This is a genomic window from Corynebacterium sp. (assembly GCF_012838985.1).
In the GTDB taxonomy this organism is placed as follows: domain Bacteria; phylum Actinomycetota; class Actinomycetes; order Mycobacteriales; family Mycobacteriaceae; genus Corynebacterium.
The window spans coordinates 1-16,530 of record NZ_DUOE01000154.1 but is presented as its reverse complement, the minus strand read 5'-3'; the positions used below and the strand labels follow the sequence as shown (position 1 = coordinate 16,530).

General features: G+C 69.1%; 16 protein-coding genes. 7 read left to right on the top strand and 9 right to left on the bottom strand.

All coding sequences use genetic code 11. The annotated features are described in order from the left end of the window. From GXZ33_RS09075 to GXZ33_RS09065, 3 genes are all read left to right on the top strand, one after another. The coding region (locus tag GXZ33_RS09075; protein WP_291340690.1) for a phosphate acyltransferase at nucleotides 1-131 on the top strand (131 nt) is incomplete at its 5' end. Further along, on the top strand, nucleotides 132-1,331 hold the full coding sequence (locus GXZ33_RS09070; RefSeq protein WP_291340684.1) for an acetate kinase: 1,200 nt from the start codon (nucleotides 132-134) through the stop codon (nucleotides 1,329-1,331). Nucleotides 1,332-1,754: 423 nt separating this feature from the next. Next, nucleotides 1,755-2,504 (top strand): hypothetical protein, encoded by a 750-nt coding sequence (locus GXZ33_RS09065; protein ID WP_291340682.1) that lies wholly within the window; start codon nucleotides 1,755-1,757, stop codon nucleotides 2,502-2,504. A 111-nt stretch (nucleotides 2,505-2,615) separates the two neighbouring features. On the opposite strand, the gene GXZ33_RS09060 is transcribed toward GXZ33_RS09065, so the two are convergent. From GXZ33_RS09060 to GXZ33_RS09050, 3 genes are read right to left on the bottom strand one after another with little or no spacing between them, the layout of a single operon-like run. Then, nucleotides 2,616-5,009 carry a serine/threonine protein kinase gene (locus GXZ33_RS09060; protein WP_291340688.1) on the bottom strand — a complete coding sequence of 798 codons (2,394 nt, stop codon included), beginning with the start codon at nucleotides 5,007-5,009 and terminating at the stop codon, nucleotides 2,616-2,618. A 29-nt stretch (nucleotides 5,010-5,038) separates the two neighbouring features. Then, entirely contained in the window at nucleotides 5,039-6,106 is a 1,068-nt protein-coding gene (locus GXZ33_RS09055; protein ID WP_291340686.1) for a glutamate ABC transporter substrate-binding protein, read from the bottom strand. Next, a complete protein-coding gene (locus GXZ33_RS09050) occupies nucleotides 6,106-7,689 on the bottom strand; it encodes a hypothetical protein (RefSeq protein ID WP_291340680.1) in 1,584 nt (527 codons plus the stop codon). The genes GXZ33_RS09055 and GXZ33_RS09050 overlap by 1 nt, the downstream gene beginning before the upstream one ends. A gap of 66 nt (nucleotides 7,690-7,755) precedes the next feature. Here GXZ33_RS09050 and GXZ33_RS09045 point away from each other — a divergent pair, with 66 nt between their 5' ends. From GXZ33_RS09045 to GXZ33_RS09035, 3 genes are read left to right on the top strand one after another with little or no spacing between them, the layout of a single operon-like run. Continuing rightward, complete coding sequence (locus GXZ33_RS09045) at nucleotides 7,756-8,262, top strand: NUDIX hydrolase (RefSeq protein ID WP_291340678.1); 507 nt, start codon at nucleotides 7,756-7,758, stop codon at nucleotides 8,260-8,262. Nucleotides 8,263-8,284: 22 nt separating this feature from the next. Continuing rightward, on the top strand, nucleotides 8,285-9,196 hold the full coding sequence (locus GXZ33_RS09040) for an ATP-binding cassette domain-containing protein (protein ID WP_291340676.1): 912 nt from the start codon (nucleotides 8,285-8,287) through the stop codon (nucleotides 9,194-9,196). Nucleotides 9,197-9,202: 6 nt separating this feature from the next. Then, the gene (locus GXZ33_RS09035; RefSeq protein ID WP_291340674.1) at nucleotides 9,203-9,964 is read left to right on the top strand and encodes a multidrug ABC transporter permease; all 762 of its coding nucleotides are present in this window, start codon (nucleotides 9,203-9,205) and stop codon (nucleotides 9,962-9,964) included. Between the two features lie 4 nt (nucleotides 9,965-9,968). On the opposite strand, the gene GXZ33_RS09030 is transcribed toward GXZ33_RS09035, so the two are convergent. Then, nucleotides 9,969-11,192: a Na/Pi symporter gene (locus GXZ33_RS09030; RefSeq protein WP_291340671.1), complete on the bottom strand. Its 1,224-nt coding sequence runs from the start codon at nucleotides 11,190-11,192 to the stop codon at nucleotides 9,969-9,971. Between the two features lie 99 nt (nucleotides 11,193-11,291). Here GXZ33_RS09030 and GXZ33_RS09025 point away from each other — a divergent pair, with 99 nt between their 5' ends. Further along, nucleotides 11,292-12,506: a multidrug effflux MFS transporter gene (locus GXZ33_RS09025; RefSeq protein ID WP_291340669.1), complete on the top strand. Its 1,215-nt coding sequence runs from the start codon at nucleotides 11,292-11,294 to the stop codon at nucleotides 12,504-12,506. On the opposite strand, the gene cls is transcribed toward GXZ33_RS09025, so the two are convergent. From cls to GXZ33_RS09000, 5 genes are all read right to left on the bottom strand, one after another. Continuing rightward, nucleotides 12,478-13,959, bottom strand: a complete 1,482-nt coding sequence (gene cls, locus GXZ33_RS09020) for a cardiolipin synthase (protein WP_291340667.1) — start codon at nucleotides 13,957-13,959, stop codon at nucleotides 12,478-12,480. The genes GXZ33_RS09025 and cls overlap by 29 nt on opposite strands. 5 nt (nucleotides 13,960-13,964) lie before the next feature. Beyond that, on the bottom strand, nucleotides 13,965-14,786 hold the full coding sequence (locus GXZ33_RS09015; protein ID WP_291340665.1) for an exodeoxyribonuclease III: 822 nt from the start codon (nucleotides 14,784-14,786) through the stop codon (nucleotides 13,965-13,967). 21 nt (nucleotides 14,787-14,807) lie between these two features. After that, nucleotides 14,808-15,227: a VOC family protein gene (locus tag GXZ33_RS09010; RefSeq protein ID WP_291340663.1), complete on the bottom strand. Its 420-nt coding sequence runs from the start codon at nucleotides 15,225-15,227 to the stop codon at nucleotides 14,808-14,810. Between the two features lie 83 nt (nucleotides 15,228-15,310). Beyond that, nucleotides 15,311-16,318: a GNAT family N-acetyltransferase gene (locus tag GXZ33_RS09005; RefSeq protein ID WP_291340660.1), complete on the bottom strand. Its 1,008-nt coding sequence runs from the start codon at nucleotides 16,316-16,318 to the stop codon at nucleotides 15,311-15,313. Then, nucleotides 16,319-16,530, bottom strand: a 212-nt coding sequence (locus GXZ33_RS09000; protein ID WP_291340658.1) for a peptide deformylase, incomplete at its 5' end; no start/stop codon positions are given.

Here is a 16,530-nt window from a genome sequence, read left to right as displayed (position 1 = left end):
GCTCCGCCCTCGCCGTCGGCCCGATCCTGCAGGGCCTGAACAAGCCCGTCAACGACCTCTCCCGTGGCGCCACCGTCCCGGACATCGTCAACACCGTCGCTATCACCGCCATCCAGGCCGGAGGAAACTAAATGACCTACGCACTCGTCCTGAACTCCGGTTCTTCTTCCATCAAGTTCCAGGTCCTCGACCCGACCGCCGACGCCAACGACGAGCCGCTCGTCTCCGGCCTCGTCGAGCAGATCGGTGAGCCCCAGGGCACCATGACCATCAAGATCCGCGGCGAGAAGCACGTGGTCACCGAGCCCATCGCCGACCACTCCGTCGGCCTCGAGCGCTCCTTCCAGATCATGACCGAGCACGGCGTCGGCCCCCACGACGTCGACATCTCCGCCGTCGGCCACCGCGTCGTCCACGGCGGCAAGGTCTTCTCCGAGCCGGAGCTCATCAACGACCAGGTCGTCGAGATGATCCGCGACATCATCCCGCTGGCCCCGCTGCACAACCCGGCCAACGTCGACGGCATCGTCGTCGCCCGCGAGATCCTCCCGGACATCCCGCACGTCGCCGTCTTCGACACCGGCTTCTTCGCAGACATGCCCCCCGCCGCCGCCCTCTACGCCGTCAACGCCAAGGTCGCCGGCGAGAACGGCGTCCGCCGCTACGGCTTCCACGGCACCTCCCACGAGTTCATCTCGCAGCAGGTCCCGGCACTCCTGGGCAAGGACCCGAAGAGCGTCAACCAGATCGTCCTCCACCTGGGCAACGGCGCCTCCTGCTCCGCCGTCCAGGGCGGCCACGCGATCGACACCTCCATGGGCATGACCCCGCTGGCCGGCCTCGTCATGGGCACCCGCTCCGGCGACATCGACCCGGGCATCATCTTCCACCTCTACCGCACCGCGGGCCTGTCCATCGACGAGATCGACACCCTGCTCAACCGCCAGTCCGGCATCAAGGGCATGTCCGGCGTCAACGACTTCCGCGAGCTGCGCCAGATGATAGAGGACGGCGACACCGACGCCTGGTCCGCCTACAACATCTACATCCACCAGCTGCGCCGCTACATCGGCTCCTACATGATCGCCCTCGGCCGCGTCGACGCGATCACCTTTACCGCCGGTGTCGGCGAGAACGCCAAGTTCGTCCGCGAGGACGCCATGGCCGACCTCGAGATGTACGGCATCAAGATCGACCCGGAGCGCAACGACCTGCCGAACGACGGTCCGCGCGAGATCTCCACCGACGACTCCGCCGTCAAGGTCTTCGTCGTCCCGACCAACGAGGAGCTGGCCATCGCCCAGAAGGCGACCGCCCTGGCCAAGCAGTAGCCGCCTCCACGTGTGGCCCCCGACCCCTGGTGGTCGGGGGCTTTCGCGTTGGAGGCCGCCGTGACGTGATTCCACGCGAACACCACCCGCCCCACACCGCGACCTGGGAAAACACAAAAGAGGCCGCGCGTTCACGTGGAATCACGCCGCTCCGGCGAGCACCCGGGGGATCGGCGGGCTAGCGTGGACCCCATGTCACGGGTCGGGGGGCCTCTGATCGACATCGCCACGATGTCATCGGGGGAACGCAGAAGATTTCTCAGCACGAGCGGACGGGTCAGACTGGCTAGGGGGATCTACATCCGCAGCGACGACTGGACCAGCCTCGGTCACAGGGAACAGGCGGTCGCCAGGATCGTCGCCGCCGCCGCGGCCGCCGCAACTCTGATTCCGGCCGGGAAGTCAGCGGCGCTGATACACGGCATGCCGCTCGCGGGCTCCGGGAAAGCACATCGGGTGGAGCTGGCCACCTACGGGGCCACCCGGGGAGGCCGGGCGGGGAAGGGGACCATCTACCGGCACCTGTCACTGCCGCAGGCGGTGGCCGCAGAGAACGTCACCACTGGTTTCGGGGAGGTGAGGGTGACCGGTCCGGCGGCCACGGGGCTGGACCTGGCGCGCTGGCACGGGCTGAAGGACGCGGTGCGGTGCCTGGACTTCGCACTCGCGGAGGACCTGGCGGAACCGGCGGACCTGCGCTCCGCACTGGCCGCCGCGTCGCGGGTGCACGGGATCAGGCACATGCGGGATGCGGTGGCCCTGGCCACCCGGTGGTCGGGCAGTCCCCGGGAATCCGATCTGAAGGTGGAGCTGTGGAGGGCCGGGCTGCCAGCGCCGCTCCAGCAGGTCAGCCTCTATGACCACCGGGGGAACTTCGTGGCGCGGCTGGACTTCTTCTGGCCGGAGATCGGTTTCGGGGTGGAGTATGACGGCAGGGGAAAATTCTCGGGCGGGTACGGCATCCCGGCGGGGATCGCCGCGCAGGACGATCTTCTCCGGCAGCACAGGATCGTGAACCTCGGGGTACTGCCCTTCCGGGTCAACAATGACAATTACCTCGACGGGACCGCCGTCCCGCGGATCGTCAGCATGTACCGGAGGGTTGCGGAGCGGGGCGTGCCGCTGGACCCGGCGCTGTGGCGGGGCGGTGGGCCCGCCTGGTCAGCACGGTGATACGCAGGCGGCGAGATCCCACGTGAACGTCGCCCGCCACACCCCGCGACCTGCGAAAATACAAAAGAGGCTGCGTGTTGACGTGGAATCACGACACGCGGGCCGCGCCCCCTAGAACCAGGTCACCGGCCGCACCTGGTTCGCCAGGTCCACCAGCGCGTAGCGGTGGCGGGAGAAGGGGGCCTGCCGGGCCTGCTGCCGCAGCGTGTAGGCGAGGCCGTAGCGCAGGCCGCGCTGGGTGAAGGGGTACTCGAAGAGGTCGTTGGGGGAGGCGGCGGATTCGACGTCGGCGTCCCGGAGGAAGTTGAGGCCCGCGGACATGACGGCGATCTTGATCTGGAGGAAGCGGGGCTCGTTGGTGGGGATCTCCTCCAGGCGGCGGGCTGCGCGGCGGATGCGTGATTCGGTGAGGGTGCCTGAGATGAGCTGGAGGATCGTGGTGAGCTGGGCCATCCGGTGGTGGCGGGAGGCCTGGGGGACGCGGTCGAGGGCGGCGACGGCCATCTCGATCTGGTCCTCGGCCATGAGCTGGCGGGCGAGTCCGAAGGCGGAGGAGACGGTCGTGGGGTTGGTGGCCCACACCAGGCCGTAGAGGCCCATGGCGTTGAAGCGCAGGTGGGCGGGGTCCTGGGAGACGTGGACCCAGGTGGGGTTGATCTGGCCGAAGACCTCGGGGTCGACGGAGTCGAGGCTGGCGCTCAGCAGGGAGGCGGCGCGGGCGACCTTCTCGGGGAGGAGGGCGCTGTGGTGGTGGCCGAGCTGCTGGAGGATGAGTTCGTCGACGGCGGCGAGGGCGAGTTTGGGGGCGGCCTCGCCGGGGAGGATGTTGAGGACTTCGGCGAAGTGTTTCTGGGCGGAGACGTAGTCGTCGAGAAGCAGGGCGGTGACGCCGGAGTACCACTGGAACCTCCAGTCGTGGCCCAGCCGGCTCTCGAGGGAGGAGAGCCACGTGCGGGCCTGGCCGGTGAAGCCCAGGTCGAGCATCGCGCGGACGACGCCGAGGGGGATCTCCGCGGACTGTTCGTACTCGGGGGTCTTCATCGCCTGACGCAGCGTCTCCAGGGCCTCCTGCGGCTCGGTGTACGAGGAACCGGAGAGCATGCCGGCGCCGACGTCGGTGCGGTCGATGAGCGGGGCGGGCAGCGCGGAGACGACCTCGGGGGAGGTGATGCGCACGGTGCGGTCGATGCCGTCGATGAGCTGGTCGGTGCGGAAGACCAGGTGCTTCGTGCCGAAGGTCGTACGCTGCGGGGAGAACAGCGAGTGCTGGGCGGGGAACTGCTGCCCGGTGCGGATCGCGATGACCTCGCGGAGCACACCGTAGAGCTGGGTGGACAGCTCGGAGATGTCGCGGAAACGGCGGGCCGGGTCGGCGTTGGTGGCGCGTGTGAGCAGCCGGTAGAAGCTCAGGTGCTTACGGAACAGCGGCTCCGTCGAGGGGCTGGGCAGGCCGGGCCGGTAGATGCCGTTCTCGTCCTTGGGCATGTGCACGGTCAGCGACGCGAGGGTGCGGCCGATGGTGTAGATGTCGCTGGCCACGCTCGGCCCCTCGGCGGAGACCTCGGGGGCCTGGAAGCCCTTGGTGCCGTAGATGAAGCCGTAGGCGCCGATGCCGGAGACCGCGCCGAGGTCGATGAGCTTGACCTGGTCCTCGGTGACGATGATGTTGTCGGGCTTCAGGTCGTTGTAGACCACGCCGCGGGAGTGGAGGTAGTCGAGCGCGGGCAGCACCTCGATGATGTACGCGATCGCCAGGTCGAGCGGCAGGACGTGGCCCTCGTGGCTGTTGCGGTGGCTGCGTAGCGACGGCCCGCCGACGTACTCCATGACGATGAAGCCGCCGGGGACGCGGGGGTCGTCGATGAAGTTGAAGATCTTCACGATCCCGGGGTGCGTGATGTCCGCCAGGAATTCCCGTTCGGCGACCGCCGCGCCCATCTCGTCGGCCGACTTCTCCGACTGCATGCCCTTGAGCACGACGAGACGTCCGGACACGAAGTGGTCGTTGGCCAGGTAGATCCAGCCCATGCCGCCGTGGGCGATGACGCCGAGGATCTCGTACTGCCCGGCCACCATGTCGCCGGGGTTGAGGTGCGGCGCGGGGATGCCCTTCTTCGCGGCCTCCGCCGGATCCCGCAGGGCCTCCTCGGGGCTCGCGGGCAGGATGAACGGCAGGTCGACCATGCCGTCGGCGACGGTGCGGCCGCCGCGTTGCGTGCCGCGCCGCTCGCGGAAGGTCGACAGCGCGAGTTGCCGCGCGCGGGCGGAGGTGTCGTCCCTTATCGACGCCGCCGTGGGCGCCGTCTCCGGTCCCGTCAGGAATCCACCGGCCACGGTGCCTGCCGCGGTGCCTGCCGCGGTGGCGATGGTGGGTGCCTCGTGCTGGTCGCGGAGGTTGCCGAGGTCGGCGATGAGGGCGTCGAGGCCGGCGTCGCTGACGCCGTCGTCGTCATCGTCGGCGAAGGGGTCGAAGTGGACGGCCTGCGTGCCGGGGGAGTCGTCCATGTCCGGCAGCTCCGGGAGGTCGTTGTCCTTCACGGGGTCTCCTCCTCTGCGGGTGGCTCGGGCGGGGTGGGAGGCACCGGCGGTGGCTCGGCGCGGTAGTTCAGGGCGGGTGGGCCGGGTGTGGCCAGGTAGACGGCGAACCAGCGGTCGTAGAGGCGCCACCAGGTGCCGTCGTCACGCACCCGCTCGATGGTGGCGTTGACCTGGCGGACGAGGCCGTCGGTGTCGAGCTCGGTGGTGCTGCGCGCCACGGCGACGGCGTAGGACTCGGAGGCGAGGGATTCGCCGACGATCTCCGTGTAGGGGTCCTGGGCGGCGATGCCGGAGAGGATCGTGTCGTCGGAGAGGATCGCGTCGGCCTGGTGCTGCTGCAGGGCGACGAGGCAGTCGGCCCAGCCGCGGGTCTTGAGGATCCGGGACTGCGGCGCGTACATGCGGGCCTTCTCCAGGGCGGTCGAGCCGTCGGTGACGCACACCGTGCGGCCGGGCAGCTGGGCGACGCTCTGGATGGCGGAGTTGCGCATGACCAGGAGGCGGGAGTCGGTGGTGAGGTAGGGCGTCGAGAAGCTCACGTCCTGCTGGCGGGAACGGGTGACGGTCATCGTACGGATGACCAGGTCGACGTCGTACTTCTCCAGGGACTCCATGCGGCTGGCGGACTCGACGAAGCGGAAGTCGACGCGCTCGGGGTCGCCGAAGATGTCGCGGGCGATCTCCCGGGCCAGGTCCACCTCGAAACCCTGCAGCTCACCGGACACGCCGTCCCGGAAGGAGAGGAGGTTCTGCGACTGGTCGACGCCGACGATGATGCGGCCGCGCTCCACGATGCGCGGGATGGTCAACGCGAGGTCATGCTCCCCCTCGTAGGGGCGCAGCGACCCGACGACGTCCCACGTGTTGATCTCCCGCGGGGCCTCCGCACCGGGATTCTCCACCGTCGAACCGGCGGGCATCGGCGGGCCGTAGGCGTGCGCGATGGGGCGCGGCGGCAGGGCGGGCCGCCCCTCGTCGGGGGAGCGCTGGAACTCGAGCGTCGGCAGGGAACAGCCGCTGAGCAGCAGCGCGACGGACAGGGTGAGGGCGAGGGCGCGGCGCATCACAGGTACTCCTGCAGGCGGGGGCGCACGCCGATCCACACCGCGAGGATGGCCAGGACGCTGAGCAGCAGCACCGCGGTGGAGACGAGCTGGGTGGCGGTGAGACCGTCGTTGATGAAGGCACGCATGGAGGAACGGGCGTCGGCGATGAGGCGGGAGAGGGCGCCGTCGAGACGGTCGTAGGAGGCGGCGGCCGTCGGCGGGGACCCCGGCACGAACGTCGTCGTGGTGGCCAGGCGCACGGCCTCCTGGTAGCTGCCCGAGTTCATCGCGGTGACGAAACGGTCGTGGGCGGCCTGCCAGTCGGCCAGGGCGGTGCGGGCCTCGACGATCTGCGCGCGGTTGGCGCCGGAGGCCAGCGGGTTGTGCCCCTCGGCCTGCTCGAAGTCGTTGAGGGCGACGTTCACGGCGTCGGCGGTCGCCTCGAAGGAGGTGGTGGTGTCGGCCACCGACTGACGACGCGCCAGCGACAGCGTCTCCAGGGTGCGGGCCTGCTGCGCCTGGATACGGGAGGCGGTGAGCGAGTCCCAGGGCATCGAGGCCTCCGCGAAACCGCGGGTGCCGGCCTGCCAGGTGGTGAAGTTCGACGCCGACACCCACACGATGGCCACGAGCATGAGCCCCGTCGCCGCGAGGAAGCCCTTGTTCAGGCGGCGGCGGGTCATGCGCCACAGCAGCCACTGGGCGATGAGCAGGAAGAACACCGCCGCGAACAGACCCGAGAGCGGCACCCACTGGGGGCGGGTGAGCTGGTGCTGCTGCTCACGGACGTCACTGGAGGTGGCGGCGAAGAGGGTGGCGGCGGCGGGCAGGATCTCCTCACGCATGAGGGAGGACGCCTCCGCCATGTACGCTACGCCCACGGGGTTGCCCATGCGGTTGTTGATGCGCGCGGTCTCCACCAGCCCCGTGTAGATGGGGATCTGCCGCTCGATGTCGGAGATGAGCTGCAGCGTCGAACGGTCCCGCAGGTCGAGGCCCGCGGCGGACTCCGTCGCCGAGACCATGGCGCGGTCGATGGCGGCGTTGTACCGGGCGCGGGTGCCCGCCGACTCGACGCCGGCCTGCACGAAACCGGTCGTGGCGATCGTGTCGGCCAGCGACAGCGAGGTGTAGAGGTTGTGCGCCGCGTAGCTCATCGGTTCGGTGGTGGTGAGCAGGACGTCCAGGTCCGACTGCCGGTCCGAGGAGGACTGCGACATCGACCAGCCGGCGGCGAAGATCGCCACCGAGAGGATCACGGTGATGCTCACCAGCTTGCCCGGCGTGGTCGCCAGGAACGCGAAGATGCGGCGCAGCCACAGGTACGGCACCGCGAAGGTGTCCATCACCCGGACCATCGCGCCGCGGCGGCGGTGGTCCTCGTCGGAGGAGACCTCGTCGAGCCAGTGGTCGCGCGTGTCCTCGGGGACGTCCGCGCCGTCATCCTCGACGGGGGTGCGTTTCGACGCCTTCGAGGACCCCGGGGCGCCGTTGCGCAGGCGGGTGCGGCGGTAGTGCAGCAGCGCGCCCGCCGGGGCACGCTCAGTCTGAGGCCCCGAGGTCCGCTGCGCTGGCTCGGGGGACTCCGTCGCGCCGGTCATTGACACATGATAACCCGCTGAGTGTGTCCTACGCCATGTCCCGCACCGGGGACTACGCTCGGGGGCATGATCGGAGACGGAAACGGCTGGGCGGCAGGACCCGGCGCCAAGGTGTGGGGCCGCTTCGGGGCGGCCGGGCTGATGCTCCTCGCTGGTGAGGGGGCGGATCCGCTGGTGCTCATGCAGCACCGGGCCCTGTGGACCAACAACGGTGGCACGTGGGCCCTGCCCGGCGGGGCGCGGGATTCCCACGAGACCGTCGTGGAGGCCGCCGTCCGGGAGGCCGTCGAGGAGTGTTCCCTCGAGCCCTCCCTCATCGAGGTGCTCCATGAGGAGGTCACGGCGGGGCCCTTCCCCGCGGACCCGGAGCAGCCGGAGCTGGCGGGAGGCTGGACGTACACGACGGTCATCGCCCGCACCACGACCGGCGGCCCGCTGAAGACCTTCCCGAACGAGGAGTCGGTGGAGTTGCGCTGGGTGCGGCTCTCAGAACTTTATGAGCTTCCTCTCATGCCCGCCTTCGCGTCCTCGCTCCCGGGACTTGTACAGGCAATTCGCAGCTTGTCTCTCTGAGTCGTGTGGCAGGGTGGGAATCATGATCCACGTTGAAGGGCTGACCAAGGACTACGGGCCGGTCCGGGCGGTGGAGGACCTGTCGTTCCGGGTGCAGCCCGGCATCGTCACCGGTTTCCTCGGCCCCAACGGCGCGGGGAAGTCGACGACGATGCGGATGATCGTGGGCCTCGACACGCCCACCGCCGGCACCGCACTCGTCGACCGCCGCCCCTACCGTGAGCTCCGGCGTCCGCTCACCGTCGTGGGGGCGCTTCTCGACGCCAAGGCCGTCCACCCCAACCGCTCCGCCGCCAACCACCTCCGTTGGCTGGCGCAGTCGAACGGCCTGCCCCTCACACGCGTCGACGAGGTGCTCGACCTGGTGGGGCTCAAGGGTGTCGCCAAGAAGAAGACCGGCGGGTTCTCCCTCGGCATGGGGCAGCGCCTCGGGCTGGCGGCCGCGCTGCTCGGGGATCCCCGCATCCTCGTGCTCGACGAGCCCGTCAACGGCCTCGACCCGGAGGGCATCCGCTGGGTCCGTGGCCTGCTGCGGGCCCTGGCGGCGGAGGGGCGCACCGTGCTCATCTCCTCGCACCTGCTCTCCGAGATGGCGTTGACCGCCGACCGGCTCATCGTCATCGGGCGGGGCCGGCTGGTGGCCGACACCACCACGGAGGAGTTCATCCGCGAACACTCCGCGCAGACCGTGCTCGTCCGCGCGGAGGACCAGGCGGGGCTGTCGGAGCACCTGCGGCGCGCCGGGCTGACGGTCACCCCGGTCAACGGCGCCGGACTCGAGATCGCGGACAGCAGCACCGAGGAGGTGGGGGCCCTCGCCTTCACCGGCGGTTTCCAGCTGCATGAACTGTCGCTGCGGCAGGCCTCCCTGGAGGAGGCGTTCATGGATTCCACCGGACAGGACGTCCAGTACCAGGCCCGGAAGGCGGAGTAGACAGCAGTGTTCCTGAATATCCTGGCGGCGGAGTTCACCAAGCTCCGGACGACAACGTCCTTCTGGTGGACCACGCTCCTGTTCACCGTCACCGGGCTCGGCTGGGCAGCGCTCACCGGCTCGACGACGCTGCCCGCCGACGGCGGGTTCCCCACCCTGTGGGCGTCGACGATCGCGACGACGGTCTACCTCATCGGCTTCCCGGTCCTCATGATCCAGGCGATCATGCTGGTGACCACCGAGTACCGCTACCACGTGCAGTCGGTCACCTACCTGGCCACGCCGCGCCGCTGGACCGTCGCCCTGGCCAAGCTCCTGCTCTACGCGGCCTTCGCGGCGGCGCTGACCTTCGTGGTCGTCGTCGTCGGATTCTTCCTGGCGAAGTGGCTGGCACCTGAGTCGGCGGCGGAGATGTTCCGGCCCTTCCAGGACGTCGCGGCGCAGGAGATCATGTGGGTCTACCCGGCGGCGGCGGCGATGCTGGTCATGATCAGCCAGGGGGTGGCGCTGCTGCTGCGGCAGACCGCCGGCACGGTGGCGCTCATGCTCATCTGGTTCATGGGCCTGGAGGCGGTCTTCCGTCTCATCCCGCGGATCGGGTCCCGGATCGGTTCCTACCTGCCGTTCGAGAACCTGCAGTCCTTCCTCACGGACCACCCGCTGGAGGAGGTCCCCTGGGGCATCCACGGGGCCGGCGCCTACTTCCTGCTGTGGGCGGCGGTGGCGTGGGTGCTCGGCGTCGTCGTGCTGCAGCGTCGCGACGCCTGACCGGTCAGAAGATCACCGTGTAGAGGAGGATGACCAGCGCCGGGAAGACGAAGTAGCCCACGGCCATGGCCGCCGCCGCCACGGAGTAGCCGCGGGCGGCGACCCGTCCGGAGAACTCCGCCAGGGCGATGATCCGGTCGCGCAGCGGCGGGAAGAGGAGCACCAGCATGGTGCCCACCACGTTGAAGATCACGTGCGCCAGCGCCGCCTGCACAGCCAGGGCACCGAGCTGACCCGGCACGGCCAGCGCCGCGAGCAGTGACATGAGCGTGGTGCCGACGTTGGCGCCGAGCGTCACCGACAGAGCCTCGCGCATCGTCAGGGTGCGGGCCACCGCGAAGGGCAGCAGGGAGGAGACGGTCACCGAGGAGGCGTTGACGGCCATGGTGACCAGCGTGCCGGACGTGACGCCGAGGGCGTTGGACGCTCCGGAGGAACGCTCCAGGAGGGTGCGGGTGGTGGCGGCGGTGAGCACGGACAGCTGCGCGTTGATGAAGCGGATCGCGCCGAGCACCAGCAGGGTGCCCATGAGGATGGCGAGCACGGCCGCCAGACGCCGGTCGAACAGTGAGCCGAGGAGACCGTCGACGCCGAGGGCGTCGATGAGCGGGGAGTAGAGCTGGAACAGGCCGCGCCCCGTGTCGGAGGGGCTCTCACCGCTGACGGACCCGGAGACGATGTCGGCGAACCTGCTCAGCGGTTGGATCGTCAGCTCCAGGATGAATGCGGCCAGCGCGAAGAGCGTGTTGAACCACGTGTGCAGCGACGCCGAGGCGAAGGCGCGGCGGAAGCTGGCCCGGTCACCGATGTAGCTGAACGCCACTATCGACGCCGTGATCGTCGTGCCGATGTTCGCGCCGAGGATGATGGGGATCGCCACCGTGACGGAGATGCCGCCGGTACCGACGGCGGTGACGGTCAGCGCGGTCACGGCCGTCGAGGACTGGATCGCGGCGGTGGCGAGGATGCCGATGAGCAGGCCGATGATCGGGTTGGTCGCCAGGTCGAAGAGCCGCGCCACGCCGGTGGAACCGAGCCCGAGGGCGCCGTCGAGGATGAGGTAGACGGCCATGATCAGCGTGAACACGGCCCCGATCACCCCGCCCCAGCGCACCGTGGCCCCGAAGGCGGAGAGTGCGACGAAGTCACGTTCGGCGGGGATCTGCTTCGGGTTGATGAAGTGCTGGGTTCCGGGCAGGGGGACCAGCCTGATCCGTTCAGCGGTCATTACTCGCCCCTTTACTGCACGTACATATTCAAGACAACCAGCGTCCACCTGAATCTATCACCGGCAGAAATAAATGACCATTGCGCTAGGGTGTCCGGAATGGAAAGTCAACCTCGGGCACCGCAGCGTCTGACGGTGCCGCTGCTCCTGGCACTGGCCCTGCTCTCGGCGTCGGCGCCCTTTTCTATCGACATGTATCTGCCGGCGTTCCCGGCGATCGTCGATGATCTGTACACAACCCAGCCGATGGTGCAGCTCACCCTCTCCGGTTTCCTCGCCGGACTCGCCCTCGGGCAGCTCATCATCGGCCCGCTCTCCGACGCTCTCGGACGTCGCCGCCTCATGCTGGCGGGCACCGTCGTCGCCCTCGGGGCCGCCGTCCTCGCCGCCCTTGCGCCGGGCATCGAGCTGCTCATCCTCGCGCGGCTCGTCCAGGGACTGGGGTCCGGGGCGGCGGTCGTTCTCTCCCGCGCCGTCATCCCCGATCTGGCCTCCGGGGAGCGGGCCGCCCGCGCCTTCGCCCTGCTCATGACCATCCAGGGGGTGGCCCCCATCCTGGCGCCCGTCGCCGGTGGCCTCCTGTCCGGACCGCTCGGCTGGCGCGGGCTCTTCTGGATACTCGCCGGCCTGGCCGCCGTCCAGGTCCTCGTCGTCGTGGGTGTCATCCGCGAGTCCCGGCCCCCGGAGGAGCGCAGCCCCGCCACGGTGCGCGGCCTCCTGGACAACTCCCGTTTCGTCCTGGCCAGCCGCGGCTACCGTGGCTACCTGGTCAGCTTCGCGTTCGGCTTCGCCACGATGTTCGCCTACATCGCTGCCTCCCCCTTCCTCATGCAGGAGGAACTGGGCATGTCGGCGCAGGTCTACGCCCTCGTGTTCGCGCTCAACGGCGTCGGCATCATCGGTGGCAGCATGCTCAACGCCCGGCTCATCGGCAGGCTCCCCACCCACCGGATCCTGCTCACCGGCCTGGGCATCCAGCTGGTAGCCGGGGTTCTGCTGGTGGTCACCATGCTGCTGCACCCCACCGTGTGGCTCATCCTGCCGCTGCTGTTCCTCGCGATCGCCCAGAACGGCATCGTCATGGGCAACTCCACCGCCCTGGGCACCGGACTGGTCCGCGCGCGGTCGGGCTCCGCGTCCGCGCTCATGGGCTTCGCCCAGTTCGGCATCGCCGGGCTGGTCAGCCCCCTCATGGGCCTGGGCGGGAACCCGGGCCTGACCATGGCCGTCGGCATGGTGGCGTGCTCCCTCGTGGCGACGGCCGGGGCGCTGTACGCCGGGCGCGCTACTGCAGCGCCGACGTCAGCTTCATGATGTTGTCCACGTAGCGACGCAGGAAACTCCTGTCGTTCCACTCCTCGAGGGTGAGGCGGCGGGAGACGGCGAGGTAGGCGTCGGCAAGCTCCATGAGGTCGTCGAGGATGTCGCCCCGGGCGATCATCAGCGTGGCCTCGTAGTTGAGGCCGAAGCTGCGCATATCCATGTTGGAGGAGCCGACGGTGCCCACCGAGTCATCCGCCCCCGGGTCCGCGATGTTGAACTTCGAGTGCAGCACGTACGGGGCGGGGAAGAGGTGGATGCGCACCCCCGCCTCCAGCAGCGTCTGATAGTACGAGGACTGCGCGTGGTGGACCATGAACTGGTCCGACTGCTCCGAGACCAGCAGATCCACCTGCACCCCGCGGTAGCAGGCCGAGGTCACGGCCTCGAGGAGGGACTCGTCCGGGATGAAGTAGGGGGAGCACAGCACGAGTCGGTGCTGGGCCATGTGGACGATGGAGTTGAACATCCGCAGGTTCGGCTCCGTCGTGTAACCGGGGCCGGAGGGGACGAGCTGGATGATGTTCTCGCTCTCCGGGCCGGGACGGTGCGGATCCGCACGCGGCGGCTCCAGGTCGAGCAGCTCATTGGTCTCCGCGTACCAGTCCACGGCGAACATGAACGACATCGAGGCGACGACGGGACCCGAGAGCTCCACCATCGTGTCGATCCACTGCCGGCCCTTCCGCTGGTTCGCGCTCAAGAGGTAGGAACGGTCGATCATGTTGATGGACCCCATGAACCCGAGACGGTTGTCGATGATGAGCAGCTTGCGGTGGTTACGCAGATCCGGGCGACGGAACTTGAAGCGCCACGGCTTGAGCGGGAGCATGAGCTGCCAGTCGACGCCGATCTCCGTCAGCTGCCTGCCCAGCTTGAAATAGCCGGGGTACTTCAGTGAGCCGATCTGGTCGAAGAGGTAGCGCACCTTCACGCCGCGCTGCACGGCCCGTTCCAGGGCGCGGAAGAACACGTCGGTCGTGTCGTCCCAGGCGGTGATGTAGATCTCGACGTGGACATGGTCCTCCGCCTCATCCACGGCGGCGGCCATCCGACGGATGGTCTCCTCGTAGTCCCCGTACACCCCGTGGTTGTGTCCGATGACCGCCGGCAGGTTGGTCAGCCGCCGGTTGAGACGGATGACCGACTGCACCTCCCGTCGCAGCCCGCTGCCCTCCGGCCAGTCGGGGACGTGGGACTGGACGTCCTCGATCATGACGTTCGCCTCCCGTTGGATACGGTGGCGTCGCCGGTTGATGTACGGCGAACCCATGAGCAGGAACAGCAGCAGCCCGATGAAGGGCAGCAGCAGAATGGCCAGCAGCCATGCGGTGGAGGAACTCGGACGACGTCCCTCCGGCACCAGACCGATCGCGAGGATCTTGATGGAGTAGTCGACGATGAGGCCGATCAGCTGCCAGGTGTTGAGGTCGAGGGCGAGAGTCACAGGAGTCAGCGGACCTCATCGAACGTGGCCTTCTCCACGTAGTCCACCACCACGGGAGCATGGTCCGACGCGCCCTTCCCGGCGCGCTCCTCGACGTCGATGAACGCGTGGGTGGCCATCGGCGCCAGCGCGGGGGTGGCCAGCTGGAAGTCGATCCGCATGCCCTCACCCTTCTGGAACCGGAAACCCTTGTAGTCCCAGTAGGTGAAGCGCTGCTCGGTGAGTGGGCGGGTCACCTCGGTGAGACCGGCCTCGATGAGCCCCTCGAACACGATCCGCTCCGGCTCGGTGACGTGCGTCTTCCCGGCGAAGAAGTCGATGTTCCACACGTCCTCGTCGCGGGGGGCGATGTTGAAGTCACCCAGGTAGACGGTCTTCTGGTCCGGGTCCGCCCGCAGGGAGTTCTCCACGTGGAAGCCCAGGTTGTAGAGCCAGCGCAGCTTGTAGTCGTAGTGCGGGTCCGCGATCTCCCGGCCGTTGGGCACGTACAGGCTCCACACCCGGATGCCGCCGCACGTCGCGCCGATGGCGCGGGACTCCACGATCTGCTCGTTGTGCGGTTCCTTGTCGAAGCCCGGCTGCCCGGGGAACTGCTTCTCGACGTCCTCCAGACCCACGCGCGACACGATCGCCACACCGTTCCACTGGCTGGTGCCCGCGTGGGCGACCTCGTAGCCGGCGGCCTCGAACACGGAGTAGGGGAACTGGGCGTCGGTGCACTTCGTCTCCTGGATCCCCAGCACGTCCACATCGTGACGGGTGAGGAAATCCACGATCCGGTCCGCGCGTGTGCGCACGGAGTTGACGTTCCAGCTGACGATCCGCATGCCGTACACCCTAGCCGGGGCTCAGCCCTCGGTGGCGTTGAACATCCACAGCACGCCGAACCGGTCCCGGACCTGCCCGTAGTGGTCGCCCCACGGGGCGGGTTCGAAGGGCATGACGGCCTCGGCGCCCCCGGCGAGGAACTTCTCGACGACACCCTCCGCCTCCGCCACCGAGTCGAACTGCAGGAGGAGGGAGTAGACGTCGGACCCGAGGCCCGGGGCGTCCTGCTCCGTCGCATCGCCGCCGGCGATGCGCAGGGTGCCGACGGTGAGGGTGGCGTGGGCGACGGCGTCGGCCGGCGGATCGAAGGGCAGGTCGTCCATGCGCATGTCGCCGTAGGTGAGGAGCTCGAGGTCTCCGCCGAAGATCTGCTGGTAGTGCCGGAAGGCTGCTGCCGCGTTACCCGGGAAGGAGAGGTTGACGCTGAACTGCATGGCCATGAGGGGCTCCTCAGTTGATGGGGGTGCAGGTGGTCCGGGTCACAGTGTAGTGCGGGGTGCTGTGTGGCCGCCGCACTTTCCGTCTACTCCTCGAGCCGTGCGTAACGGTGGCGGTGGTGCTCGAAGAACCCGAGCTTGGTGTACAGCGCCCGGCCGGCCCCGTTGGAGGCGATGACCTGCAGGTAGGCGTCGGTGGCCCCCGAGGCCGCACCCCAGGACAGCATCTCGGCGCCGAGGCGGGTGCCCAGGCCGCGGCGTCGATAAGCCTCGGCGACCTCCACGGCGGAGTATCCGAGCCAGAAACGGCCGTCCTCCGAGGCCGTGAGCGTGCCGCGGGTGATGGCGACGGTCTCGCCGGCGGCGGTGAGCAGACGGCCGAAACCCATCTCGCCGTCGATCTGGTCCTGCAGCAGACGCAGCGCCTCGACGGGCAGCGGGTGGCCGCGGAAGTGGTAGAGCGCCAGCCAGTCGGCGTCGGGCTGCGCGTCGAGGCGGAACTCCAGTTCCGGGACGAGCGACTGCCCGGTGTCCGGGCGGGGATCCTCGAGCGAACGTGTCATCACGATGATCTCCGGGCCGAGCCGCCAGCCACCGGCCTCGACGAGCTTCTCGGCGGGCGCGCCGATGCGCTCCGGGATGAGCACCTTCACGGGCAGGCCGTGGCGGGCGTAGAACTCACGGAGCTCCGCGAGCGGGACCGCCCCGAAACCGGCGGACCGGCCCAGCGGGGCAGCCGAGTTGGAGCGTTCGGTGATGCCGTCGCCGGCGCGCATGAGCCACTGGCCGTCGGTGGTCCACGTGTGCTCGATGCCAGGGAAGGCCTTCGCGGTGGCGACCTCCACCGCGCGGATGTCGGAGTTGCGGATCCGGCGCGGCGAGAGCTTCTTCACCACCTTGACCAGCTCCGCGGGGATCTCCACCGCGTCCGCCGTGGACTCGAAACCGCCGACCAGCTGCGGACGCACCACCAGCGGTGACACGTTGACCACGTGGCCGATGATGTCGGAGAGGTGCCCGGGTGTGTCGGGCAGGAGGCGACGGACGACGATGCGGTCGCCGACGGCCACGTCGTCGGAGCGGAAGATACCCATCTAGTGCCCGAAGGGGTCCTCGACCTCGCCGGGCATCCAGGTCAGACCCGGTTCAGTCCACCCGTGGGCCTTGATGGTCTTCTTCGCCTGGCGCTTGTAGCGGCCGATGAGGACGTCGGTGTAGAGGAAGCCGTCGAGGTGGCCGACCTCGTGCTGGAGGCAGCGGGCGAAGAAGCCGGTGCCCTCCACCTCGATCTCGTTGCCGTCGGCGT